This is a genomic window from Blautia sp. HCN-1074 (assembly GCF_037890165.1).
Taxonomy (GTDB): Bacteria; Bacillota; Clostridia; order Lachnospirales; family Lachnospiraceae; genus Blautia_A.
In genome coordinates this window covers 83,024-109,074 of record NZ_JBBKBP010000007.1, presented here as the reverse complement: position 1 = coordinate 109,074, position 26,051 = coordinate 83,024, and the positions used below count along the sequence as shown (strand labels likewise).

The 26,051-nt window shown below is 42.5% G+C and carries 18 protein-coding genes; 3 read left to right on the top strand and 15 right to left on the bottom strand.

The window, feature by feature from the left end; all coding sequences use genetic code 11:
- Position 1 precedes the first annotated feature (1 nt).
- The 4 genes from topA to WKT11_RS19990 all read right to left on the bottom strand — a co-directional run bounded on the left by topA (position 2) and on the right by WKT11_RS19990 (position 5,196).
- Positions 2-2,068, bottom strand: a complete 2,067-nt coding sequence (gene topA, locus WKT11_RS08295) for a type I DNA topoisomerase (protein ID WP_340283734.1) — start codon at positions 2,066-2,068, stop codon at positions 2-4.
- Positions 2,069-2,250: 182 nt separating this feature from the next.
- Positions 2,251-3,222 (bottom strand): DNA-processing protein DprA, encoded by a 972-nt coding sequence (gene dprA / locus WKT11_RS08290; protein WP_340283732.1) that lies wholly within the window; start codon positions 3,220-3,222, stop codon positions 2,251-2,253.
- A 20-nt stretch (positions 3,223-3,242) separates the two neighbouring features.
- Positions 3,243-4,772, bottom strand: coding sequence for a YifB family Mg chelatase-like AAA ATPase (locus WKT11_RS08285; protein WP_118136854.1), 1,530 nt, complete (start codon positions 4,770-4,772; stop codon positions 3,243-3,245).
- 235 nt (positions 4,773-5,007) lie between these two features.
- Complete coding sequence (locus WKT11_RS19990; protein ID WP_445291932.1) at positions 5,008-5,196, bottom strand: DUF6783 domain-containing protein; 189 nt, start codon at positions 5,194-5,196, stop codon at positions 5,008-5,010.
- On the opposite strand from WKT11_RS19990, the gene WKT11_RS08280 reads away from it, so the two are divergent.
- A complete protein-coding gene (locus WKT11_RS08280) occupies positions 5,197-5,412 on the top strand; it encodes a helix-turn-helix domain-containing protein (protein WP_117675806.1) in 216 nt (71 codons plus the stop codon). It abuts the gene before it with no gap.
- 116 nt (positions 5,413-5,528) lie between these two features.
- Here the strand turns inward: WKT11_RS08280 and WKT11_RS08275 are convergent, their stop codons facing one another.
- The 7 genes from WKT11_RS08275 to WKT11_RS08245 form a co-directional block, all read right to left on the bottom strand.
- Positions 5,529-6,125: a hypothetical protein gene (locus WKT11_RS08275; RefSeq protein WP_294438583.1), complete on the bottom strand. Its 597-nt coding sequence runs from the start codon at positions 6,123-6,125 to the stop codon at positions 5,529-5,531.
- 117 nt (positions 6,126-6,242) lie between these two features.
- Positions 6,243-7,658: an amidophosphoribosyltransferase gene (locus tag WKT11_RS08270; RefSeq protein WP_117844503.1), complete on the bottom strand. Its 1,416-nt coding sequence runs from the start codon at positions 7,656-7,658 to the stop codon at positions 6,243-6,245.
- A 209-nt stretch (positions 7,659-7,867) separates the two neighbouring features.
- Positions 7,868-9,823 (bottom strand): fructose-1,6-bisphosphatase, encoded by a 1,956-nt coding sequence (locus WKT11_RS08265; RefSeq protein ID WP_118136856.1) that lies wholly within the window; start codon positions 9,821-9,823, stop codon positions 7,868-7,870.
- Positions 9,824-9,847: 24 nt separating this feature from the next.
- Positions 9,848-14,338, bottom strand: coding sequence for a PolC-type DNA polymerase III (locus WKT11_RS08260; protein ID WP_118247234.1), 4,491 nt, complete (start codon positions 14,336-14,338; stop codon positions 9,848-9,850).
- A gap of 58 nt (positions 14,339-14,396) precedes the next feature.
- Complete coding sequence (gene ispG, locus WKT11_RS08255; RefSeq protein WP_118410903.1) at positions 14,397-15,452, bottom strand: flavodoxin-dependent (E)-4-hydroxy-3-methylbut-2-enyl-diphosphate synthase; 1,056 nt, start codon at positions 15,450-15,452, stop codon at positions 14,397-14,399.
- Positions 15,453-15,688: 236 nt separating this feature from the next.
- Positions 15,689-16,837 (bottom strand): toxic anion resistance protein, encoded by a 1,149-nt coding sequence (locus tag WKT11_RS08250; protein WP_118136861.1) that lies wholly within the window; start codon positions 16,835-16,837, stop codon positions 15,689-15,691.
- A gap of 121 nt (positions 16,838-16,958) precedes the next feature.
- Positions 16,959-18,239, bottom strand: a complete 1,281-nt coding sequence (locus tag WKT11_RS08245; RefSeq protein WP_340283722.1) for a 5-bromo-4-chloroindolyl phosphate hydrolysis family protein — start codon at positions 18,237-18,239, stop codon at positions 16,959-16,961.
- A gap of 405 nt (positions 18,240-18,644) precedes the next feature.
- Here WKT11_RS08245 and WKT11_RS08240 point away from each other — a divergent pair, with 405 nt between their 5' ends.
- The gene (locus WKT11_RS08240) at positions 18,645-19,670 is read left to right on the top strand and encodes a branched-chain amino acid aminotransferase (protein WP_117675790.1); all 1,026 of its coding nucleotides are present in this window, start codon (positions 18,645-18,647) and stop codon (positions 19,668-19,670) included.
- Positions 19,671-19,821: 151 nt separating this feature from the next.
- Here the strand turns inward: WKT11_RS08240 and WKT11_RS08235 are convergent, their stop codons facing one another.
- From WKT11_RS08235 to WKT11_RS08220, 4 genes are all read right to left on the bottom strand, one after another.
- Positions 19,822-20,313, bottom strand: a complete 492-nt coding sequence (locus WKT11_RS08235) for a dihydrofolate reductase (protein WP_025580581.1) — start codon at positions 20,311-20,313, stop codon at positions 19,822-19,824.
- 126 nt (positions 20,314-20,439) lie between these two features.
- Positions 20,440-21,288, bottom strand: coding sequence for a thymidylate synthase (gene thyA, locus WKT11_RS08230; RefSeq protein ID WP_055200013.1), 849 nt, complete (start codon positions 21,286-21,288; stop codon positions 20,440-20,442).
- Between the two features lie 22 nt (positions 21,289-21,310).
- On the bottom strand, positions 21,311-22,882 hold the full coding sequence (locus WKT11_RS08225) for an AAA family ATPase (RefSeq protein ID WP_117675788.1): 1,572 nt from the start codon (positions 22,880-22,882) through the stop codon (positions 21,311-21,313).
- Complete coding sequence (locus WKT11_RS08220) at positions 22,883-23,848, bottom strand: diacylglycerol/lipid kinase family protein (RefSeq protein WP_055200015.1); 966 nt, start codon at positions 23,846-23,848, stop codon at positions 22,883-22,885.
- A gap of 350 nt (positions 23,849-24,198) precedes the next feature.
- On the opposite strand from WKT11_RS08220, the gene WKT11_RS08215 reads away from it, so the two are divergent.
- Positions 24,199-25,878, top strand: a complete 1,680-nt coding sequence (locus WKT11_RS08215) for a glycoside hydrolase family 13 protein (RefSeq protein ID WP_117844514.1) — start codon at positions 24,199-24,201, stop codon at positions 25,876-25,878.
- Positions 25,879-26,051 lie beyond the last annotated feature (173 nt).

Genomic DNA, 26,051 nt, shown 5'->3' with positions numbered 1-26,051 from the left:
TCTATTTTTCTTCCTTCGTCTCTACATATCCACATGTTTCCTGGCTGCAGACAAGCTTATTCCCCTTTTCCACCATATAGCTTCCACATTTTGGGCATTTCTTTGCGGATGGCTTCTGCCAGGACATAAAATCGCATTCCGGATTATCTTCACATCCGTAATATTTACGTCCTTTCTTGGTTTTCTTAAGAACAAGCTCCTTGCCACATTTCGGGCATGGAACACCAATCTTCTCGAAATATGGCTTTGTATTTCTACACTCCGGGAAGCCCGGGCATGCAAGAAATCGTCCATGTGGACCATATTTGATAACCATGTTTCTGCCACAATTATCACAGACTACATCTGTGACTTCATCCTGAATGTCAACTTTCTCCAGTTCTTCCTCTGCTGCATCGACATCTCTCTTCAGATCCGGGTAGAAATTGCTGACTACTGTTTTCCATTTAACAGTACCTGCTGCCACACAGTCCAGAAGCCCTTCCATAGTTGCTGTGAAATTCACATCCACGATACTCGGGAATGCCTGCTTCATGATGTTGTTGACAACCTCACCAAGCTCTGTAACATATAGATTCTTCTGTTCTTTAGCCACATAGCGGCGGCTGATAATTGTTGTAATGGTCGGCGCATAGGTACTTGGACGTCCGATTCCCAATTCTTCCATCGTTTTAACCAGGGACGCCTCTGTGTAATGTGCCGGCGGCTGTGTGAAATGCTGCTCTGGTTTCAGTTCTTTGAGTGTGAGCTTCATGCCTTTTTCAAGGCTCTGATTCAGTACATTTCCTTTTTTCTGATCTTCTTCATCTGTGTATACAGACATAAATCCGTCAAACACGATTTTGGATGCAGACACTGTAAAGATATATTCATCTGCCCCGATTTTTACGGAAGTCGTCTCATACTTCGCCGGTGCCATTCTGCTCGCTGCAAATCTTCTCCAGATAAGCTGATACAGTCTGAACTGATCTCTGGACAGAGATTCCTTTAATACAGCCGGTGTACGGCTGATATCTGTAGGACGGATCGCCTCATGGGCATCCTGGATCTTCTGTCCTTTTTTCACTGTTTTCTCTGACTGGGAAACATAATTCTCGCCATACTGTTCAGTGATATATTCTCTTGCCGCAGCATCTGCTTCCTCAGAAATTCGGGTAGAATCTGTACGCAGGTAGGAAATCACACCAACGGTACCATTTCCTTTAATATCGATTCCTTCATATAACTGCTGTGCCAGACGCATCGTCTTCTGTGTAGAAAAGTTTAATGTCTTGGCAGCTTCCTGCTGTAAGGTACTTGTGGTAAATGGCAGAGGTGCATTTTTGATTCGCTCGCCTTTCTTTACCTCAGTAATCTCATACTCTTTATCCTTTAAGGAAGCCAGAAGCTCATCCATTTCCTGCTTGTTATGGATGCTCATTTTCTTATCTGTACCGTAGAATTTAGCCTGAAGCGGTTTCTTTTCACCCTTTACCTGAAATTCTCCGTCAAGACCCCAGTATTCTTCCGGAATAAATGCGTTGATCTCATCCTCTCTGTCACAGATGATACGCAATGCAACAGACTGTACACGTCCCGCACTTAAACCTCTCTTGACTTTCGCCCAGAGCAGAGGGCTGATACTGTAACCAACCATACGGTCAAGCATACGTCTTGCCTGCTGTGCGTCTACCAGATCCATATCCAGTTCTCTTGCCTGTTTAATGGATGACTTTACAGCTGTTTTTGTGATCTCATTGAAAGTAATTCTGTGCATCTTCTTCGGGTCTTCTTTTAAGGCCTGCATCAGATGCCAGGAAATAGCCTCTCCCTCGCGGTCAGGGTCGGTTGCCAGATAAATCTTATCTGCCTTCTTGGCAGACTTGCGAAGCTTGGCAAGCAGTTCTCCCTTTCCACGTATTGTTATATATTTCGGTTCAAAATCATGCTCTACGTCAATTCCAAACTGGCTCTTGGGAAAATCGCGAACATGTCCGTTTGAAGCTTCCACATCGTAATTCGCGCCAAGAAACTTCTTAATTGTTTTCACTTTTGCAGGTGATTCCACTATCACCAGATATTTCGCCATGCTATCTCTCCTAGTCGTAATCTGTTACTGTTCACTATAGCAATTCTATAAGCGTCCAATAACGCCAAATTCATTCTTTTCACAGCTTATTATTAACCAGATAACGGATTTTTCCCAATCCGGCTAATTCACGTTACTGTTCACTCCGTTCTCAGCAACAGAAATGGCGCATGAACAATAACTTAACTGCATCTTACATAGTAATGTCTCCCGCTTTCTCTTATGAGTCCCTGCAGTGTCAGCTCCACCAGACAGTTGCTTACCTGTGCCGGCGAAAAGCCTGTTTTTCTTACTATGTAATCGGGGTTTTTTGGTCGTAAATCGAGACAACTATACACCAAATTCAAATCACTTGCAAGTCCTAAGTTGTTTTTTTCGTCTGTTTGCAACGCTTTCTCTGCACCGATTCCAAGTTCTTCCAGTATGATTTCCGGGCAGTAGGCAATTCCTGCGCCATCGTAGATCAGCTTATGGCATCCTCTGCTAAGTGTATCTGTAACAGCACCTGGGATGGCATAGACCATTTTTCCCTGTTCCAGTGCAAAACCTGCTGTAATCAGAGAGCCACTGTTTTCTTTTGCCTCTACCACCAGAACTGCATCTGACAGGGCACTGATGATGCGGTTACGCGCCGGAAAATGCCAGGATACAGGTTCCGAACCCAACGGACATTCACTGATAATCCCGCCATTTTCCCAGAGAATTCTCTCGTAAAGTTTTTTGTTTGTTTTCGGATAACACACGTCAACTCCACTTCCCAGCACCGCAAATGTAGGCATTTTCCCTTCCAGGGCTCCTTTATGCCCTTCTGAATCAATCCCAAGAGCCATGCCGCTGATGATCTGTACTCCTGCCTGACTTAGTTCCTTCGCATAACGGAAAGCCTGGATTCTGCCGTATGGGCTGCACATTCTCGCTCCGATTACTGCTACGGTTATCTTGTCGGGATCAGGCATTCTCCCCTTTACATATAGCTTTGCGGGCATGGAGGGATACTGCTTCATTTTTTTCGGATACTCCGGACTTGTTTTTGTGATACATCGGATCTGATCCATGGAATTTCCCAACACCTGATTTCTCTTTCTGTTATTTTTTTCCCAATCTATGCTTTCCGAACTTTCTGAATCGAATTTTTCTACCTCAGTTCTTTCCATATAAAATACCTCGCAGACTTTTATTTTATGACAAAATCTTTATCAAATGCTCTGTAAGAAAGTGCCTCTCCGATATGATGGCTGGCAATGATTTCTTCTTCCTCCATATCGGCAATCGTTCTGGCTACTTTCAAAATTCTGTGATAGGATCTGGCACTGAATGCAATTCTCTCAAACGCTCTCGCAAGCAGCTTTGATGCACTGTCCGTAAGAGGGCAGTATTTATCGATCAGACTGCTTCTCAGCTGTCCGTTGAAACTTATCTTCTCGTCTTTATAACGTTCTCCCTGGATTTTCTGTACTTTTTCTACTCTTTTCCTGATAATTGCAGATGTTTCCCCTTTCTTTCCACAGTGAAGCTGTGCAAAAGAAACCGGCGGTACTTCTGTGCTGATGTCGATCCTGTCCAGGAGCGGACGGCTAATTTTGCCCATATAATGTGAAATTTCTCCCGACGTACAGGTGCATCGGTTCAAATCCGGATAATATCCGCAGGGACAGGGATTCATCGCGGCACATAGCATAAAATCCGCTGGAAAACTATATGTACCGCTTGCCCTGGCAATCTGAATCACCTTGTCTTCCAGTGGCTGACGCAGAAGTTCCAGACTTGCCCTGGAAAATTCAGGCATTTCATCCAGGAAAAGCACACCTTTATGCGCCAGTGTAATCTCACCGGGACGCGGATTGCGTCCCCCTCCTGCTATTGCCTGTGGCGTACTCGTATGGTGGGGACTTCTAAATGGTCTTTCATTCATCAAAGGATTTTCTCTGGATAAAAGCCCCGCAATACTGTAAATTCTGGTAAGTTCCAGTTTTTCTTCAAATCCCAGACCTGGCATGATCGTAGGAAGTCTTCTGGCAAGCATCGTCTTGCCTGTCCCTGGCGGTCCAATCAGAAGCATGTTATGGAAGCCACTTACTGCAATCTCTGCTGCCCTTTTTGCGCCTTCCTGCCCTTCAATATCTGAGAAATCCATTCCTTTATCCGTATTTCTTGCAGAAATATCCTCCTGGATTTCCATTTTCAGATATGGTTCCGGATTCTGGATGCATTCGATCAGTTCCTTCAGATTCTTTACCCCTGCTACCGGCACATCCTTGATCAGTCTTCCTTCTTTCAGATTCTCATAAGGAACTACGCAGAATCGGCATCCAAGACTTCTCGCACACAATACCATGGGGAGGATTCCCGAAATGCCATGAATCTCTCCGTCCAGTCCGATCTCGCCTGCCATCATGACTCCATTGACATCCCGCGAACTTATGATTTCAAAAGCAGCCAATACTGCGGCCGCGACCGGAACATCAAAGCCGGCACCTTCTTTCTTCATATCCGCAGGTGCGAAATTAACAGTGATTCTCTTTGGTGGAAACTGATAGCCGTTATTCTTAAGTGCTGTACGTACTCTGTCCTGGGCTTCTTTTACCTGAGCGGATGGAAATCCTACCATTATAAAGGAAGGAAGTCCGTTACTTACATCTGCTTCAACCTGAACAGGACATACTTCTACCCCTAAAATTGCAGCTGATAATACACTTGCAAACAAATTTTCTCCTTTCCGGATGTATAAATCTCCCCGATGTGATTTGTACATATCATATATCTATACATATCCATACTGAATAATCGCTCTGCTTATTACTGTCTATTGTAGTTCATAACGATTGTAAGACACTGAATAAACAAAAACATGTAACAGAAGCAAAGTTTTATCTTATTCGGCTAAATATTGCTTTTTTTACTTTATGGGATTACCATAACCTGAACGGTCATGTATTATTTCAGAAATCAGAATTGAATAAAGATATTTTTATTATAGTCCATTTTGCTCCATTTTGCAAGAGTGCAATTTGTTCTGTTTTATACTTTTTTATATCAGAGCATGTTTGAAAAAAGTTTTCTGCAAGATGTGTGTCACAATTTGCGGGATGATTTTTTAAACACTCTCCATAGGGAAGGAGGTACCCCACATGAAATTTCAGCGTATTCAGGATTTACGCACAGATGCTGATCTGTCCCAGAAACAGCTTAGCGAAATTCTTCACATCAGCCAGCGTTCCTATTCACACTATGAAACCGGATCACGTAACATTCCTGTCGAAATGTTGATCAGACTGGCAAATTATTATGACATAAGTGTTGACTATCTGGTAGGGCGCACTGACAAAAAAGAGATGAATAAATAAAAAGCAAAAAGGATTCCTGTAACTTCTGATGTTACCTGAATCCTTTTGTTTTTCTTTTGCTTTTTCATGACTGTAGATCATATTCACAGTCAATATTTTTCTTATGTAGCTTCCCGTTATCCTCTGATCATAACACCATCTACGGAAGGGTGAACTTTAGCGCCTTCCGCTTTCGTTTTTGTTTTAATCTTCACATACAGAATCCCGTTATCAAAAGTGAAATAGCCTTTTGCTACATTTCCCAGGGAATCTGTAAAGGAAAATCTTGACGCATTTCCCGCTACGGATTTCTTTACCGTAGCTTCACAGGTGGCTGTTTTTTTCTTATTGGTCTGCGAATAAGTAAATGTAACCGACTTCTGGCTTAGTTTCGTAATCTCGATCACAACCCTGCCATTCTTACTGTGCCAGCTTCCCAGATAATCATCCGGGTCAAAAACATAGGCTCTTTCCAACACAGGTGTCGGCGTTACCGTAGGAATTGGTGTCGGAATCGGGGTTGGCGTAGCTGCCGGTGTAGGTGTTACAGTTGGAACACTTTCCAGTGCCGCGATTGCTTCTGCCTTGCGCTGCTGCCTGTCCTCATTCTCCCGCTGACGAATCAACAGAATACCTGCAAGTATAAGCAGGACAAACAAGATGATCACAAATATCAGAAGCTTCTTAAGCCTTCTTTTCTTTTTGTTCCTTTTCTGATTGTTTACTACCGACAAATTCTACGTCTCCTCTTTTTTGTACTTCTATATCGTATTTACTTTCTATCTACATTTCCAGTTATCATTCTATGCAGAAATATTGTAACTATTCAGTACCTTCACAGTTACGAAATATTATTCTTTTCCATCCCAGCAATAAGTACAGAGTTTGCATGGAGAGATTCCGATAGAAGCCTTCAGATCGTCAAGTCTGTGGAATTTCAGGGATGTAAAGTTCAGTTCCTTACGGATCTCTTCCAACATTTCTTTGTAATTAGTTGAATTCGGATCTGCGTAGTCTGCCAGTGTCCTATCACTGACATTCTCTCCCTCACGTTTCGCGATCACACGTCTTGTGATCAGATCCATCTCTGATTTGGAACGTGAGAAGTTCAGATATTTACATCCATACAGAAGCGGCGGGCATGCAGGACGGATATGTACTTCCTTTGCACCATTTCTGTAAAGGAATTCTGTTGTTTCTCTTAACTGTGTTCCACGTACGATAGAATCATCGATCATAAGAAGGCTCTTATCTTTGATCAGACGGTGTACCGGAATCAGTTTCATTCTGGCAATCAGATTTCTCTGGCTCTGCTGAGTAGGCATGAAAGATCTCGGCCAGGTTGGTGTATATTTAATAAACGGGCGGGCAAAAGGTACGCCTGACTGGTTCGCATATCCGATGGCATGTGCAATACCAGAATCCGGAACTCCGGCTACGATATCCGGGTTTACTTCGCCTTTGTCACGTTTTGCCAGCATATCACCACAGTGATAACGCATTTCTTCTACATTAACGCCTTCATAAGTTGAAGTCGGATATCCGTAATATACCCACAGGAAAGAACAGATACGCATCTCTTCGCCAGGCTTCTGCAGAGTTTCCACTCCATCCGGAGTCACTGCAACGATCTCGCCAGGTCCCAGTTCTTTCAGGTCTTCATATCCTAAATTCAGATATGCAAAGCTTTCAAAGGATACACAGCAGGCATCTTCTTTCTTGCCTATGATCAACGGAGTTCTTCCCAGACGGTCACGTGCTGCCAGCAATCCCTTAGGTGTCAGGATCAGCATCGTCATAGAACCTTCGATTACTTCCTGCGCATAACGAATTCCTTCGATCATGTTATCCTTCTGGTTGATCAGGGCAGCTACCATTTCTGTAGGGTTGACACTTCCACCGCTCATTTCCAGGAAATGTGTACATCCATTCTTGAAACAGGTTGCGATCAGTTCATCCATGTTGTTGATCTTTCCAACTGTAGTGATTGCAAAATTTCCCAGATGGGAACGTACCAGCAACGGCTGTGGCTCATTATCTGAAATACATCCGATTCCTAAATTTCCTTCCATCTCACCGATATCACCGTCAAACTTTGTTCTGAATGGTGCGTTCTCGATATTGTGGATCACACGGTCAAAGCCACGTTTCGAATCATATACCGCCATACCGCCTCTGCGTGTTCCCAGATGGGAATGATAATCAATTCCGAAGAAAAGGTCCAGAACGCAGCTGGACTTTGATGCTACTCCAAAAATTCCACCCATTATCGTATTCTCCTTTTGTCCATCATCTCAGGGCATATCTGCCCGCCTCATAATATTTGTTTATCGTTACTGTTTATCACACAACACTACTCATTATATAGAACACAATTTTATAAGTAAAGAGTTTTATCGCCTGTAAAACCAACCTCTTTTTGGCGTTTGCTTACAAATTTTGGATATTTTTATTCTAAAATCTATCCGCCTGGTTCTTATTTTTTCTCTTTGATAGTACCTTTTCTGTATGCATCCAGAAGCTGGATCAGTTCCTGAATTCTCTCTTTTAACGCATGACCGGTATCTGTATCACCTACCAGCTGACGTCTTGACATGTAGCTGACTGCTACACGATTTGATACGATATCTGTCTCTTTTGCTACCGCATCTGCTTTGGAAGTAAATGGCTCGTGAGCTGTAAGATTTAATCCATAAGAATTATAAATCAGTGTATATCCTGCAATACCTGTAACTTTTCTGTATGCCTTGGAGAAGCCTCCGTCAATAACGATAACCTTGCCATTGCATTTGACCGGGCTTTCTCCCTCACTCTGATGTACAGGTACATGACCATTGATAATATGGCCCTTCTCCGGATCCAGACCAAATTCACGCAGCATATTATCAACTACTTCTTCATTCTCCCAGAGTCGGTAATATGCATTCTTTTTCTCCTCATGTGTGGACGGATCTTCTATAAAATAACGCTCAAAAGTACTCATCTTACTCTTGCCAAACAACGGAGAATTCGGTGCTGCCCAGATATACCACATGATATCCCGGCCTTTCTTCTGCTCATCTTTTCCTACAGAATAAAAAGCTCTGCGTACATATGCTTCCAGCACATCATACAATTCTTTTCCTTTATAGCTTTTCCCATAAATCTGTACTTCACGGAAGGTTCCATCCTCATTTAACGGGATACTTCCATGAAACAGAAGATTCCCATTATATACTGTATAAAGGCCTCCTTTATCCAGTAACAGCCGGATATGATTCTGCAGCTTCTCGCAGTTTCTGAATGCAGAAGACAGCTTGTCCATAACCTCTTTTTCCCCGTCTGTAAGCTCATACGGATGCTTCCAGTCAATCGTCGGGAAGTTGCTGTCCCGGAGAGGATATTCTTTTCCATCCGGCAGGATGATTGTTCCTTTTTCAGGATTGATCCTATGTAAAAATGCCCTGTCTTCCATCTGGAATTCTTTATGCTTGCGCACCAGTTTTCCTTCTAATTTAAACTGGATCACTGCAATCGCTTTGTGCATTTTTTTGCCAAGTTCTTCTTCCAGAACATTGTAATTTGAAGCGCCTTTCATGGCAAAAATATCACATGGATCATCCTTATATGCTTCCATGACAAAGGTTGCAAGCGGCAGCATATTGATACCGTATCCATCTTCCAGAATATCCAGATTTCCATAACGGATGCTGTTTCTCACTACCGTTGCAATACATGCTTTCTGACCTGCTGCCGCACCCATCCAGACTACATCATGGTTACCCCACTGGATGTCCAGGGAATGGTACTGCATCAGACGGTCCATGATAAAATGCGGTGCCGGGCCTCTGTCGTAAATATCCCCCAGGATATGCAGGTGATCTACGACAAGACGCTGAATCAGTTCTGCAAGTGCAATGATAAAGTTCTCTGCACTGCCGATTTCAATAATGGTATTTACAATGGCATCATAATAAGCTTCTTTATCCAGGACCTCCGCTTTCTCTGTGATCAGCTCTTCGATCACATATGCATAGTCTGCCGGAAGCGCTTTTCTTACTTTTGATCTGGTATATTTGGAAGCTGTTGTCTTACATATTTCAATCAGACGATACAGAGTAATCTTGTACCAGTTTTCCATATCATCCTCTGTTTCCTTTACCAGATCCATCTTCTCTCTTGGATAATAAATCAATGTCGCCAGAGAGCGTTTGTCATTATTTCCAAGCGTATGTCCGAATACATCATCTATTTTCTTTCGCACTGCACCGGAACCGTTTCGCAATACATGGGAAAATGCCTGATACTCTCCATGAAGATCGGACATAAAGTGTTCCGTTCCCTTTGGAAGGTTCAGAATCGACTGGAGATTAATAATCTCCGTAGATGCTTTTCCAATTGTAGGATAAATTTCTGCAAGTCTCTGTAAATATCTAAGCTCCTCTTTCTTCATATCCATCTCCTTATATTTTCTATCTCATCCCGTAAAATCAAACAGTGACATCTGGTTCGACTGCGGAATATCTCCAAATAATTTCAGATCATCCATCAGATCAATAACTGTCTTGCTGACTTTAGTTCTGTCGCGGAAGTCGTCTTTTGACAGGAATTTGCCTTGTTTTGCGGCATCTACAACGGCATCTGCGGCCTTATCTCCGAGTCCGTCAATGGTCGCAAGTGATGGCATCAGTTTTCCGTCCACAATCTGGAATCGCTGCGCTTTTGCAGTGTAAAGATCGATTGGAACGAACTCAAAACCTCTTGCATACATCTCCTGCACGATACGCATATCCTTCAGGGTATCCTGCTCTTTCTTAGATGCAGCATCGCCTTTCTTACGGATTTCTGCCATATAATATTCCAGACGTTCTTTACCCATGCACATCAGTTCATAGGAAAAAGCTGTCGCACGGATACTAAAGTATGCCGCATAATAAGCCAGCGGCTGAAATACCTTATACCACGCAATTCGGTATGCCATCATAACGTAAGCCGCCGCATGGGCTTTCGGGAACATGTACTTGATCAGCTTACAGGACCAGATATACCAGTCCGGTACATCATGTTCCTTCATTGTTGTGATCCACTCATCACGCAGACCTTTTCCCTTACGGACACTCTCCATAATGGTAAATGCCAGACCACTTTCCACGCCTTTTCCGATCAGATAGATCATGATATCATCTCGGGTACAGATGGCAGTAGAAATTGTAGCCGTGCCATTCTGGATCAGTACCTGCGCATTTCCAAGCCATACATCTGTACCGTGGGAAAGTCCTGCAATACGAATCAGGTCTGAGAAGTATTTCGGCTTGGTATCGATAAGCATCTGCATGGCAAAGTCTGTACCGAATTCCGGGATTCCCAGGCATCCAAGCTTACATCCACCAATATCCTCCGGCTCGATTTTCAATGCTTTCGTGCTTGCAAATAATGACATGACATCCCTCTGATCCAGCGGAACATCCCTCGCACTGATGCCGGTCAGATCCTCCAGCATTCGGATCATGGTCGGATCATCGTGTCCCAGTATATCAAGCTTCAGCAGGTTTCCATCAATGGAATGATAATCAAAATGCGTGGTGATAATATCACTGTTTACGTCATTCGCAGGATGCTGGACAGGTGTAAATTTCTCGATTTCCTCTCCCACCGGAAGTACAATGATACCTCCCGGATGCTGTCCTGTGGTACGGCGGACTCCTGTGCACCCCTGCACGATACGGTTAATCTCACAGTAACGTTTATGCACGCCGCGTTCCTCGAAATAATTCTTCACATAACCGAATGCCGTTTTCTCTGCCAGTGTACCGATAGTTCCGGCTTTAAACGTCTGTCCTTTACCGAAAATAACCTCTGTATATCGATGTGCATTTGCCTGATATTCTCCTGAGAAGTTAAGGTCAATATCAGGCTCCTTATCTCCCTTGAATCCAAGGAATGTTTCAAAAGGAATATCAAATCCCTCTTTCTTCATTTTTGTCCCACATTTCGGACAGATTTTATCAGGCATATCGCACCCTGCCATACCTGCGTATTGCTTTACTTCCGGCGAATCGAAATCACTGTATTTACAATCCGGATTCGGACATAAGTAATGCGGCGGCAGAGGATTTACCTCTGTGATACCGGACATTGTAGCCGCCAGGGAAGATCCTACTGATCCTCGCGAACCTACCAGATATCCGTCCTCATTAGACTTCCACACCAGTTTCTGTGCGATAATATACATTACGGCGTAACCATTCGAAATAATAGAGTTCAGTTCTCTATCCAGACGGCTTTCCACGATCTCCGGCAGGGGATCTCCGTACATTTCATGTGCCTTTGTGAAGCAGATATTCTTCAGATCCTGGTCGGAATTTTCAATGACCGGTGGGAATTTGTCCGGATGGATCGGGGAAATTTTCTCGATCATATCCGCAATCTTATTGGTGTTCGTAATGACAACTTCCTCAGCTTTCTCACTTCCCAGATAGGAGAATTCCTCCAGCATTTCTTCCGTAGTACGCAGATATAATGGTGCCTGTTCATCCGCATCCGAGAAACCATTTCCAGCCATAATAATACGTCGGTATACCTCGTCCTGAGGATCCATAAAGTGCACATCACAAGTAGCTACAACAGGTTTCTTAAACTGCTCTCCAAGCTTGACGATCTTTCTGTTTATCTCTTTTAAATCTTCCTCAGAATTGATCATATCATGCTTGTCATCCGCGATCATAAATTTATTATTTCCAAGCGGCTGAATTTCCAGATAGTCATAAAAATTAACCAGTCTGGCAATCTCCGTATCCGGTGCATTTCTCAGTATTGCCTGATACAGCTCTCCTGCCTCGCAGGCACTTCCCACCAGAAGACCATCCCTATGCTCTTCCAGCACACTCTTCGGTACACGAGGACGTCTGTGATAATATTTCAGATGAGACTGGCTTACCAGTTTATACAGATTAATGCGTCCCGTCTCATTTCTGGCAAAAATAATCGCATGGTAAGTTGGTAACTTCTTAATAGTATTGGCCGATACCGCTCCCTGTTTATTCATCTCATCCACATCAAGAATATCTCTGTCCGCCAGCATTTTGACAAATTTTACAAAAATCTCTGCTGTACATGCGGCATCGTCTACTGCACGATGATGATTCTCCAGTGAAACTCCAACTGCTTTTGCAACCGTATCCAGCTTAAATCTGTTCAATGCAGGCAACAGGAAACGCGCCATTCCGACCGTATCCACGTAAGTAAAATCATGCTTGATTCCCAGTCTGTCACAGTTTTTCATAATGAATCCCATGTCAAAGTCCGCATTATGTGCAACCATTACCGCCCCCTTGCTGAATTCAAGGAATTTTGGCAGAATTTCTTCGATTGTCGGCGCATCCATTACCATGCTGTCATTAATGCTTGTAAGCTGTTCAATGCGGAACGGGATCGGTACTTTTGGGTTTACAAACGTGGAAAAACGATCGGTAATCTCTCCGTTCTCTACCAGTACCGCGCCAATCTCAATAATCTGACAGGTCAGAGAAGAGAAGCCTGTTGTCTCAATATCAAAGACTACAAATCTTCCATCCAGTTTCTGTCCTTTTCCATTTGTCACCATACCCTTTAAGTCATCTACAAGGTAAGCTTCCATACCATACAGGACCTTGAAATCAGAGTCCTTCGGCACACATCCGCCCCATGCATCGAAGCAGTGATTTGCCTCGGGAAATGCCTGAACGACACCATGGTCTGTAATGGCAATGGCAGGATGTCCCCACTCATAGGCACGTTTTACTAGAGATTTGGCATCTGTGACACCATCCATATCGCTCATCTTCGTATGGCAGTGAAGTTCAACTCTTTTCTGAGGAGTGGTATCCACCCTGGCTGTGGTAAAGTTGGCAATCTTTTTGATTCCCGCGATAGACGCAATCGTCAGTTCACTGTCAAATCTGTCCACAGTCGTTACACCGCGAAACTTCAGAAATGCACCTTTCTTTACATGCTCTGTGACTTCCGGAACCTGCTCGTTTCGAAGGAACATCTTCACTACAATACTGTCAGTAAAGTCTGTAATCGGGAAAATCAGAATCGTCTTTTCATTTCGAATCTCTCTGGCTTCAACATCCATAACCTGTCCGCGGACAATGACCTCACCCATCTCACCGGTGATTGTTTCAAGGGCAACTGGTTCGCCTTCAAAATCTCTTCCATAGATAACATCCGGATTGCTGTCTCGTCTGAATCCACCGCGGAAATCACCTTTTTTATTGTCTTTTCGATCAGCAAATGCGGACTTTTTGTCTTTCTTTTCCTGCTGTGATTTATCTGCTTTCTTCTCTGCCTTTTTTTCCGTTGTTCCACTTTCTTCAGTCTGTGAAGTCTCCTCCGTTTTGGCATTCATCTTTGCATGACGAATTACGTTCTCTACTTCCTGAGCAATCTGAACTGCTGCATTCTTACGGTATTTGCTCTCCTGCGTTTCTGTAAACTCCAGCTCCACTTTCAAATCCATCCCGCATCTCTCGCAGAAAACTTTCTGCAGATATTCGATCAGAATCTCGCTTTTTTCTCTGGCTATTACCGAGTCAGGAAGAATCATATGAAGATCATTTGCACCCGGAAAAGTAATCTGTGCCTGCTTGAACATGTTATATTCCAGCATATTGTAATTGCGCAGTTCCAGTTCCATACTGGATCGGTATGTGTCCAGGAAATTCTGTGGCGTGTACTGCCCTGATAAATGAAACTTCTCTATTACGGTAACCGTAACGCCCAGTCCTGCAAAAATCTGTCTCTCTATCTGCTCTTCCAGGGCAAAAATATGCTTCTTATGAATCCAGCGTTCACTTTTTATATATACCCAGATATGAGTCTTGGAAGGATTGCAGGAAACTCTGGTTACAAACACCATGTCCAACAGCTCTTCCAGTTCTTTTTTCACTTTTAAATTGGGAAATACGTCAAAAAAATCTTTTTCCAAAATAGAATCTCCTCTTTATATAAATGAAGCAAAGATAATCTCTGCTTCATTGCAAAGATTATTTTTTCCAGTTTAAAAGTTCCTCCCGCAAGGTATCCAAAAGCTCCTCTTCCGGAACCTTTTTAATGATCTCGCCATGTTTGATCAGAAGTCCGACACCAACACCGCCTGCAATTCCGATATCTGCTTCTTTTGCTTCTCCAGGTCCGTTTACCACACATCCCATAACCGCTACTTTAATATCAAGCGGGATATCCTGCACCATAGTTTCTACCTTGTTTGCAAGACCGATCAGATCAATCTGTGTACGTCCGCAGGTTGGACATGACACGACTTCCACGCCGCCTTTGCGAAGTCCAAGTGTCTTCAGGATACGTTTTGCTGACTTGATTTCTTCCAGAGGTGCGCCTGTAAGGGAAACCCGGATGGTATCACCGATTCCCTGATTCAGAATGATTCCCAGACCGATCGCTGATTTGATATTTCCGGAATACAGAGTTCCTGCTTCTGTGATTCCTACATGAAGTGGATAGTTTGTTTTTTCTGCGATCAGTTCATGTGCTTTTGCACACATGAGAACGTCTGAAGATTTAATACTGATGACAAGATTGTCATAGCCTAATTCCTCGATAATGTGTACTTTATCCAGCGCACTCTCAACCAGTCCTTCTGCTGTAACACCATGATATTTTTCCACAAGCTCCTTCTCCAGCGAGCCACTGTTTACACCGACACGGATTGGGATGTTGCGTTCCTTCGCCACATCAACGACTGCTTTAATACGCTCTGTACTTCCGATATTTCCCGGATTGATGCGTATTTTATCCGCTCCGTTTTCCATCGCTGCGATAGCCAGACGATAGTCGAAATGAATATCTGCTACCAGTGGAATATGAATCTGTTTCTTGATTTCTTTTAACGCTTTTGCAGCTTCCATAGTAGGTACTGCGCAACGAATAATGTCGCATCCTGCCTGCTCCAGCGCAAGGATCTGTGCTACAGTCTGCTCTACGTTTTCTGTCTTTGTGTTCGTCATGGACTGGATTAAAACAGGGTTGCCACCACCGATTTTTCTGTCTCCGATCCGGATGACTTTTGTATGATCTCTGTACATAATTACCTCTTTATTCTTTCCTATAATAATCTCACAGAATGCTCCATTCTATCCAGTCTGGCATCGGTAAGATTCTGCGGAACCGGAGTGCATTATTCTCTGAAATTACTATAAACATCTTCTACCAGAAGCAGGAGCGGCCGAGTTCCCGGCAGCTCCCGCCCAATTTTCGTTATCCGTAACTATTCAGCTCCCTCACAAAATAATAGACTGCTGAAATATATACAATCATTTATCTACTGTCTGATTTCCAGAAGTTTTCGCTTCAGTTCATCTTCCATGCGGCGCATTTCTGACTCTGCCGCCTGCCTCTTCTGGCGTCCTTCCATCTGGATGCGCATTACATCATCCAGTGTCTGAATCAGATCTGCATTTGTTTTCTGAAGTGTCTCAAGGTCAACAATCCCTCTTTCAGATTCCTTCGCTATCTCAACCGTTGCCGTATGAAGCATCTCTGCGTTTTTCCTGAGAAGTTCATTTGTAATATCTGTCACCTGTCTCTGCGCCTGTGTCGCTTCTGCAGAATGAGCGATTCCAAGCGCAAGCACCATCTGGCTCTTCCATAACGGAATCGTATTTACGATTGTTGTCTGGATTTTCTCTACCATTACGGTATCATTATTCTGAATCAGACGGATCTGCGGTGCTGTCTGCATGGCAATCGTACGGGTAAGCTCCAGATCATGCAGCTTCTTCTCAAAACGATTGCATTTCTCATCCAGATCCCTCGCTGCCTGCGCATCCTCAGGAAGTCCGCTCATCATCGCCTTATTTTTCAACTCTTCAAGTTTTCCGTTTCTGGTTTCTTCCAGTTTCTTTTTGCCAGCAAGGATATACATGGTAAGTTCTTTAAAGTAATTCAGGTTCTGCTCATACATCTTGTCCAGCATAGCGGAATCCTTCAGCAGACGCACCTGATGCTGCTGAAGAGAATCTGTGATTTTCTCAATGCTGACCTCTGCCTTGTCATATTTGTTCTTCAGATTCTCAATCTTAGAAGACTGTTTCTTAAAGAATCCAAAAAATCTGCCGCCATCATCCTGCGCATCAAAATCTCTTAATTCTCCAACCACATTCGTGATCAGATCTCCGATTTCTCCCAGATCCTGCATCTTCACGTTCTCTAATGCAGTGTCTGAGAAATCTGCCATCTTCTTCTGTGTTCCGGCACCATACTGAAGAATCTGGTTTGTGTTCTCAATATCGATTTTTGCTGCAAATTCATTTACCATCTGCTGCTCTGCCGGTGTCAGTGCCGGAGCTTCTTCTTTTGGCTGTGGCTGCTCCACTTTTACAGGCTCCTCTTTTTTCTCGAATTCCCCAAGATCTGGTTCCAGTGTTAATGATGGTCCTTCCATTTCAAAATCTTTAAATTCTTCCCCCATGGCATCTCCTTTTTATCAGGCTTTTTTCAGGCTTTTTTCAGGTTTTTCTCATATTTTCGGTAATTCTGATTCTTATTCCTGACTAAACCTGCTGTTTTTGTTTTATAGCGTTTCATGGTTATCAGTTCTTCTGCATTTTTGCAAAATCATCATCTGTCAGGCCTTCCTGCGCCAGCAATGTATGCAGTACGGAAATATCACTTGACACATCCCATGCAGTGTCCTGAAAAACAGAATCCAGAAGTTTCTCAAATGCCTGGTTAAGCGTATCCAATGTATCCTCTATTTCCTTCTTAGATGACTGGATGTTCTCTCCCTGAACAGGCTGCTGATCCATTTCCTCATAGGCATCCAGTAATTTTACTGTCATAGGCAGATAATAATTCATCAGTTTTTTCAGATCCGGAATAATCTCCGGATGCTTTTCGGCACGTTCAAAAATCTTCTCCACGATTAGTTCCATTCTGGATATCTTAGCTGAGATTTCCACTCCCGGGATGGCATCATTACTCTTATGAATCTTATCCAGAAATTCATTTCCTCTGTCCAGTACTTCCTGCACTTCAGGAGATGTATTCTCTCTGTTTCTCTCCTGCTCTTCCTGACGTCTCTTTTCTTCCTGCTGCTTCTGCTCAAGTGCTTTCTGCGTCTGAGTGTATTGCTGATAAGTCTCATTACTTGTGATCAGGCAGGTCTCCTGCGCATCAATATGTCCCTGACGGAACCACCCGTCATCGATCATTTTCTTAATATCTTTCTTTACAAATTTCACCGGCTTATTTACCGCAACAGAAAGCTGTTCAAAATTGCAATAGGTATGCACTCCCAGCGTACCGATATATTTCTGAAAACGTTCCAGCTTTCCAAGCTTCTTAAGTCCTCCGGCAAGAAGACCTGCACCGGTCAGTGCTCCGGCCGCCATAAAGCATGTACCGCCAAACACAAGTGAACTCATATGTCCAACCGCACCGAAAATAGCCAGAACCAATGTTCCTAATCCCATACCACTTGCAAGAATACCACCTGAGACAGAAAGCATCAGACCTTTCATTCTTCCGCCGGTGTTCTTCTCATACAGAGTCAGCATTCGTTCTTTTGCTTTCTCATTTTCCAGTCTTTTTTGTTCCTCTTGTTCACGTTCCCGTCTGCGCCGTTCTTCAAATTCTTTTGTCTTATTCTGATATGTTCCCTGATTCTGTGAACCAAATACGCTGTTCAGACCATTCCTGATTGCTTCACTTCCGGAATCTACTGCGGAATTTACTGCATTATTTACAGTCTGTCCCACTGTCTGTTTGATATCCTCTGTCATCTGCCGATAATCTTTAGTGGAAACTGCTGTATCTATGATTTTTTTTATCTTGTCCCCAAGCTCGCCTAATTCGTCAAAATTTTCGCTCATGTTTTCCTCCATTTTTCTATTCCATATTATAGCGAAATACCTTGTAAAAAACAAGACTTTCGCCTGTCAGTCATCTAAAAAGAAAAATAGAAGTTACTGTTCACTCCGTTCACAGCAACACGCTTCGCGGAATAGTGGAGTGTGAACAGTAACAAATAGAACATATAAATTTACTTATACGTTCACGACCACTGATCCGGTAATATTCCTTTGTCTGTTCATACATCCCTTTGTCTGTGTTTATACTGCCGGACTTTCGATTTTTTACATTTTTTTCTTAATTTTGGGGCAAAATTGGAATTTTCCCATTGAACTTAGCAAGCAAAAGTTTTACAATGGTAAAGAGATAAACAGTAATCACACCTGAAATACTGTAAATATGTGTGAACGGAGGAAAGATTCATTATGGAAAAAAAGAATATCGACTGGAGCAGCCTTGGCTTCGGTTATGTACAGACTGATTATCGTTATGTATCAAAATTTAAAGATGGCGCATGGGATGCCGGTGAACTTACAACTGACCCTAATGTAACACTCAACGAATGTGCAGGTGTTTTCCAGTATGCACAGACTGCTTTCGAAGGAATGAAAGCTTACACAACAGAAGACGGACGTATCGTTACTTTCCGTCCTGACTTAAATGCAGAACGTATGGCAAACTCCGCAAAGAGACTGGAAATGCCAGTATTCCCGGAAGATCGTTTCGTTGATGCCATCGTACAGACAGTAAAAGCTAACGCAGCATATGTTCCACCATATGGTTCAGGTGCTACTTTATATGTCCGTCCGTATATGATGGGTACAAACCCGGTTATCGGTGTTAAACCTGCTGATGAATATATGTTCCGTGTATTCACTACACCTGTAGGACCATACTTCAAAGGCGGCGCTAAGCCAATCACAATCCGTGTCAGCGATTTCGACCGTGCTGCGCCTCATGGAACAGGTCATATCAAAGCTGGTCTTAACTATGCAATGAGCTTACATGCAATCGTAGATGCTCACAAGAACGGATTCGATGAGAACATGTATCTTGATGCAGCTACACGTACAAAAGTAGAAGAAACAGGTGGTGCTAACTTTATCTTCGTTACTAAAGATGGTAAAGTTGTAACACCAAAGTCCGATAGTATCCTTCCTTCTATCACACGTCGTTCCTTAATCTATGTCGCTAAGGAATATCTTGGATTAGAAGCAGAAGAAAGAGAAGTATACTTCGACGAAGTAAAAGATTTCGCTGAATGTGGTCTTTGCGGTACTGCTGCAGTTATCTCTCCTGTTGGAAAGATCGTTGACCATGGCAAAGAAATCTGCTTCCCAAGCGGAATGGAGAAAATGGGTCCGGTTATCCAGAAACTCTATGATACATTAACTGGAATCCAGATGGGACGTATTCAGGCTCCTGAAGGATGGTTAAAAGTTATCGAATAATTTTTTCTGTAAATAGCAAATCCTGCAGAACACCGTTTCTTGTTTCTGCAGGATTTTTTATTTAAACGTTTCTTTTGTCTCTCAAAACCGGCTATTCTGATTTTCTTTTCCTGGCTTGCTCGTTATTGCCGTCAATCTTTTATTTTCTGTCTTATTTCTTTCTCTCATACTTCACAAACTGGTATTCCAGGTCAAAATATGTCTGCTCATCGCTCTCTGCTGTGATCTCCCATTCATCGTCTTCATCCAGATTCGGGAAGTGGCTGTCTGCTTCATAGGCAAAGTCAATCTTTGTAACATGTGCCACATCACAGTATGGAAGCATCTGTTCATAAATGCTGTCACCGCCAATGCAGTAAACATCTTCTGTCGGATATTTCTTTATTTCTTCCAGTGCTTCTTCAATGCTGTGTACTACAATTGCGCCTTTGGCATCATAATCTTTATTTTTTGTGATTACGATATTAGTTCTGTTTTTCAGTGGCAGTCCATTCGGGAAGCTTTCCAGAGTTTTTCTTCCCATCACTACTACTTTTCCACTTGTTTCTTCGCGAAACATCTTCATATCTGCCGGAATGCTTACAAGAAGCTTGTTATCCTTACCGATTCCCCAATTCTGATCTGCTGCTACAATAACATTCATTATAAATTTTCCTCTCTTACTTATTCTTCTATAGTTTCGTTCTTTTAAAGGTATTTGCTCCAGTACTGTAAGCTATCTAATAAATAAAACTACTATCTCTTTGTATTTCATAAATCAGCAACAAAATTAAATAGCCACCGGGATATTCTTGATCTGCGGCCATGTCTCATAGTTTTCTACAATCAGATCATCCGTTGTAAACTGATAGAAGTCCTTCACTTCCGGATTAAGTTTAACGATTGGTGCCGGATAAGGTTTTCTCTTGATCATTTCTTTTACCACAGGAATGTGACGGTCATAAATATGACAGTCAGCAACCACATGAAGCAGTTCTCCTGCCTCCATATCACATACCTGTGCGATCATCATAAGCAGAATTGCATACTGGCAGACATTCCAGTTATTTGCTGTAAGAATATCCTGAGAACGCTGATTGAGGATTGCATTCAATGTCAGTTTCTCATTTTCCGGTGTCTGAGTTACATTAAATGTCATAGAGTATGCACATGGATACAGGTTCATCTCGTGAAGATCCTGATGCACATAAATATTTGTCATAATTCTACGGCTGAATGGATTGTTTTTCAGATCATAGATGACTCTGTCTACCTGATCCATCATGCCTTCTTTATATTGATGTTTCACTCCAAGCTGATATCCGTAAGCTTTACCGATAGAACCATTTTCATCTGCCCAGCTATCCCAGATATGGCTATGAAGATCATGGATGTTATTGGATTTCTTCTGCCAGATCCAGAGAATCTCATCCATAGCACTCTTTAATGCAGTACGTCTAAGTGTCATGGCCGGAAATTCTTTTCGAAGGTCATATCGGTTTACCACACCAAATTTCTTAATTGTGTAGGCAGGTGTTCCGTCCTCCCACACCGGGCGGACCTTCTCTCCTTCTGTGCTCGTACCATTCTCCAGGATATCCTGGCACATTTTTATAAATACATCATCTGCGTAACTCATTATTTTCTACTCTCTCGCTTTCTTATTTTTTATATTCTTCTATTATACAAGTATGTTCCCTTGTTTTTTTATTATAATTGATACCTACCATCAAAAGATCACCTTTATATTCTTCCAGACTCGCGCAATATTCTTTATTTTTTATCTGTGAAATTGCACCCTCTGCGCTTTTATTCCACTTTAACTCCACAACCATTGCTGGTTTATCCGGAAATTTTTTTCTTGGAATAAATACAATATCTGCAAATCCTTTCCCACCAGCCAGTTCTCTGTGCATTGTATAAAAATTGCGGGCCGCATAGAGTGCCAGTGAAATCGTGTAGCTTAATGCATTTTCATCATTATATTGAAGATGTGATGTCTCAAAATGAGCCTCTTTTATCCCTTGTGCAACCTGCTTTGGTCTCATTTGCCAGATTGCCTTTAAGGTGTCCGCTGAATTTTTCAGTGCTTTTGATACTTCGCCCCAGTCAGCAACCGAAACCGTATTAACATATTCCTCACGTATTTCTGCATTTGGAATTGATACACACCGATTTTCATAATCATATGTCAGATATCCCAAATGCACCAATAATGTAAGAACATCATCCTCATTTCTGAACGTTGTCATATCATTTGTAAAGCTTCCCGTATTCACCGGAATACTCTCACCTGCAATCATACTTAATACATCATCCTTCAAACCCTCAAAATTCATTTCTATATAAACTTTCAAAGCCTCAAAGGTCTCTGTCTGATTCCAGTAATTTCCAATCTCACCCAGTCTCATACTGCTCACAACAGAGCGTGGACTATATACAGAGGCAACTCCCTTAAATGAATAGCCATCATACCAGTTTTTTATCTCTTCCATATCCATCTGGTACTTTGCACACAACGCCTGAACTTCACCCTCAGTAAATCCCACATACTCACCCAGAGGTCCTGGATTCAACATAGAAAATTCATCAAACATATTCAAAGCAGAATGTGTTCCGTACTTCTTAACAGGAAGAATACCTGTCATATAAGCCAAATGAATATAGCCTTTATCCTTTAGCAAATCCCGTAAAAAGTCAAGATATTTCTCCTGTGCTTCTTTATCCTGCTTATACTCACGAAAAATACAATCCCATTCATCAATAATAATCACAAAAGGACATCTGCTGTAAGCATAGACATCCTGCATAGATTCAATCAAGTCATTTTCATCAAAAAAATCCACGTCCGGATAAGCACTTCTCAGCTCTCGCAATACAATTTTCCTGACTCGTTCCATTAGCTCCTGAATATTATTACTGCGACTCAAAAAATCCTGCATATTCAAAAAAATCGTATCATATTTATTGAGATATTTTTCAAAATCTGTGTCTTTTGCAATTTTAAGATTAGAAAATAACTCTTTTGAATCGCACCCTTTACTGTAATATGCTGTCAGCATATTTGCAGCCATAGACTTTCCGAAACGTCTTGGTCTGCTGACACATATGTTCTTCTGTAAAGTGTGTAAAACAGAATTTGTATACCGTATCAAACCCGTCTTATCTACATAAATATCAGAATTGAGTGCTTCCTGAAATTTGGAGTTATCCGGATTCAAATAATTTCCCATTTAATCCCCCTCTTTTTCATGCAACAGCCACAGTCTCTTCTCCAGACATCTGAATTCTACCCTTGTTACATCTCCGCAATATTCTCCATCTGCATGAAGAACCATTGGTTTATCAAGCAGCACTCGAAACCCGTTTTCTTCCCTGATATTAAATCCATTGATTCTCTCCTGTTTCGCCGCCACCAGAAATGGAAGAAGGAAAAATGTCTGCCATTTGGCAATACCTGAAGCGCTACTCAAAGACAGTCTGCCATCCTCCGGTGAAGCTTCTGGTGCCATCGGGACACCACCACCTTCTGCCGGCAGATTCATGGCAGCTGCGAAGATCATTTTCGGCAGGATAAATCCACCATGTTCCGTTATCACTTTTGCATTTGCAGTTTCCATTGTAAAAAGTGACTGCACCGTTAATGCAAGATATGTAAGTTTTCCCAGATGGAAGCGGTTTAAAACCTGCTTCAGTCTGGAATGGAGAGCTTTCTTGCACACCAGTGCATCCAGCCCAAGTCCGGCACTGATGCCAAAAATCCGCGGTTTATCACAGCCATCCCAGCTTACCTGTCCAAGATCTATCCTGTAAAGTTCTTCTCCCCGCTGGTCTTTTCTGATACTGGCGCAGATTTGTTTCAGGCTTTCTTTCGGTGTTTTTGGCAATTTTAAGTTTCTGCCAAAATCATTTCCTGAACCTGTCGGAATTACTCCAAGCCGTACTCTGTCAAAATCTGTAATTCCATTCAGAACCTCGTTGAGCGTTCCATCGCCGCCAATTACGATCAGATAAATAGGATCATCACCCTTCATGGAAGAAATCTTCTCTGCCAGCTTCGTCGCATGTCCCTGATATCTGGTTGTATGCGCCACATATTTTATTTTATACCCGCGAAGCAGACGCTGTGTCTCATTCCATACCCGGTGCGCCTGCCCTGTTCCCGCTCCGTTATTTACAATAATCTGTATTCTTCTCATTTTTCCTCACAATTATATCTGTTTTCACTGCCCCAAATACTCTTTATCCAGATACTCTCTGGAAACGCTATAGTATCTATACTATACAATATTTGGCTTCCACATACAAGAGCACAGCCAACCAAAATCCTTGTGATCGTCACATATTTATTACTGTTTTCTATTCTATAGCAATTTCCAGGCAAGAAGTCAAAATAATATACAAATCCGTCAAAATATTGAAAGCATTTTCCTCAAAAAGTATTTATAATGTAGGTAGAATATGTTGTGGTGCAATTTCAGCACCACAGCAGTCAATAAAACTTAAACATAAAAACTTATAAAATAAATCATTTCAGGAGGTTTTTACAATGGAAAAAAGATGGTGGAAAGAAAGCGTCGTATATCAGATTTATCCTCGCAGCTTCTGCGACAGCAACGGAGATGGTATCGGTGATCTGAACGGTATCACAAGCAAACTTGACTACTTAAAAGAGCTTGGTGTTGATGTTATCTGGCTCTCTCCTGTTTACAAATCACCGAATGATGATAACGGATACGATATCAGTGATTATCAGGATATCATGGACGAATTCGGAACAATGGAAGACTTCGACCGTATGCTCGCTACAGCTCACGAAAAAGGCATCAAAATTATGATGGACCTTGTTGTAAACCATACTTCTGACGAGCACAAATGGTTTATCGAGAGCCGTAAATCCACAGACAATCCATACAGAGATTACTATATCTGGCGTCCTGCAAAAGAAGACGGCAGCCTTCCGAACAACTGGGGCTCCTGCTTCTCCGGTCCTGCATGGGAATATGATAAAACAACAGATATGTATTTCCTGCATCTGTTCTCTAAAAAGCAGCCAGACCTCAACTGGGACAACCCGGTCGTACGTCAGGAAGTTTTCGACATGATGAACTGGTGGCTGGAAAAAGGTGTTGATGGATTCCGTATGGACGTTATCAGCCTGATCTCCAAAGAGCAGCCGGAACTCCCGGACAAAGAACCTGGAATCAACGGATATGCAACATTTAATGTATCTGCAAACGGTCCTCATGTACATGAATACCTTCAGGAAATGCGTCAGAAAGCATTAAACAATGCAGATACCATCACAGTAGGTGAATGCTCCGGTGTTACTCTCGAAGAAGCAAAGAAATACGCAAGAAGCGACGAAAAAGAACTGAACATGGTATTCCAGTTTGAGCATATGGATGTTGACAGCGATGAAAAAGCCGGCAAATGGACAACCAGAAAAATGGATCTTCGTGACCTCAAAAAAATTCTTACCCGCTGGCAGAAAGGTCTCCAGGACATTGCATGGAACAGCCTTTACTGGGAAAACCACGACCAGCCAAGAAGCGTTTCCCGTTTCGGTAACGACAGCGATGAATACAGAGAAATCTCTGCAAAAATGCTTGCAACCTGTATTCATATGATGCAGGGTACTCCTTACGTATATCAGGGTGAAGAGCTTGGTATGACAAACTGCCCGTTCAACACTCTCGAAAACTTCCGCGACCTCGAAAGCATCAATGCTTTCCACGAATTAACGGAACAGGGCAAAATGACCGAGGAAGAAATGATGGCAGCGATCGGCTACAAAGGTCGTGACAATGCCAGAACTCCAATGCAGTGGGATGACAGTGCCAACGCAGGATTCTCCGGTGCCGATGCTACACCATGGATCATGGTGAACCCGAACTACACTAAGATTAATGCAAAAGACCAGGTAAGCCGCGAGGATTCCGTATTTAAATATTATCAGAAACTGATCAAACTTCGTCACGAAAGTGATCTGATCGTTTACGGTACCTATGATCTGATTCTTGATGACGATAAAGATATTTACGCTTACATCCGTACACTCGGAGATGAAAAACTCATCGTATATTGCAACTTCAGTGAAAATACCCGCGAAGTAGAACTTCCGGAAGAATTCACAGACGGAAAGATTCTGATTTCCAACTACAACGATGCTAAAGTAAGCGAAAAGATTACCCTCAGACCTTATGAGGCAATCGTAATCCAGAAATAATAAATGATTTTGCTTCTTATGAATCACAGTAATTCCCAGATTACTGTAATTTTCTGAAGAATCAGTGACTGTGAAAAATACTGAACAGTTACCGGAAATATATTTTCTCATATACAACCTCAGAAGGATGCTGCCAGATTATTCTGGCGGCATTCTTCTATTTTATCCCCAAG

Excerpts from the sequence above, each read along its gene's own strand:
- topA (WP_340283734.1), bottom strand. The coding sequence starts at position 2,068 with ATGGCGAAATATCTGGTGATAGTGGAATCACCTGCAAAAGTGAAAACA.
- dprA (WP_340283732.1), bottom strand. The coding sequence starts at position 3,222 with ATGGAAAGAACTGAGGTAGAAAAATTCGATTCAGAAAGTTCGGAAAGC.
- WKT11_RS08280 (WP_117675806.1), top strand. The coding sequence starts at position 5,197 with ATGAAATTTCAGCGTATTCAGGATTTACGCACAGATGCTGATCTGTCC.
- WKT11_RS08270 (WP_117844503.1), bottom strand. The coding sequence starts at position 7,658 with ATGGGTGGAATTTTTGGAGTAGCATCAAAGTCCAGCTGCGTTCTGGAC.
- WKT11_RS08265 (WP_118136856.1), bottom strand. The coding sequence starts at position 9,823 with ATGAAGAAAGAGGAGCTTAGATATTTACAGAGACTTGCAGAAATTTAT.
- ispG (WP_118410903.1), bottom strand. The coding sequence starts at position 15,452 with ATGTACAGAGATCATACAAAAGTCATCCGGATCGGAGACAGAAAAATC.
- WKT11_RS08250 (WP_118136861.1), bottom strand. The coding sequence starts at position 16,837 with ATGGGGGAAGAATTTAAAGATTTTGAAATGGAAGGACCATCATTAACA.
- WKT11_RS08245 (WP_340283722.1), bottom strand. The coding sequence starts at position 18,239 with ATGAGCGAAAATTTTGACGAATTAGGCGAGCTTGGGGACAAGATAAAA.
- WKT11_RS08240 (WP_117675790.1), top strand. The coding sequence starts at position 18,645 with ATGGAAAAAAAGAATATCGACTGGAGCAGCCTTGGCTTCGGTTATGTA.
- WKT11_RS08235 (WP_025580581.1), bottom strand. The coding sequence starts at position 20,313 with ATGAATGTTATTGTAGCAGCAGATCAGAATTGGGGAATCGGTAAGGAT.
- thyA (WP_055200013.1), bottom strand. The coding sequence starts at position 21,288 with ATGAGTTACGCAGATGATGTATTTATAAAAATGTGCCAGGATATCCTG.
- WKT11_RS08225 (WP_117675788.1), bottom strand. The coding sequence starts at position 22,882 with ATGGGAAATTATTTGAATCCGGATAACTCCAAATTTCAGGAAGCACTC.
- WKT11_RS08220 (WP_055200015.1), bottom strand. The coding sequence starts at position 23,848 with ATGAGAAGAATACAGATTATTGTAAATAACGGAGCGGGAACAGGGCAG.
- WKT11_RS08215 (WP_117844514.1), top strand. The coding sequence starts at position 24,199 with ATGGAAAAAAGATGGTGGAAAGAAAGCGTCGTATATCAGATTTATCCT.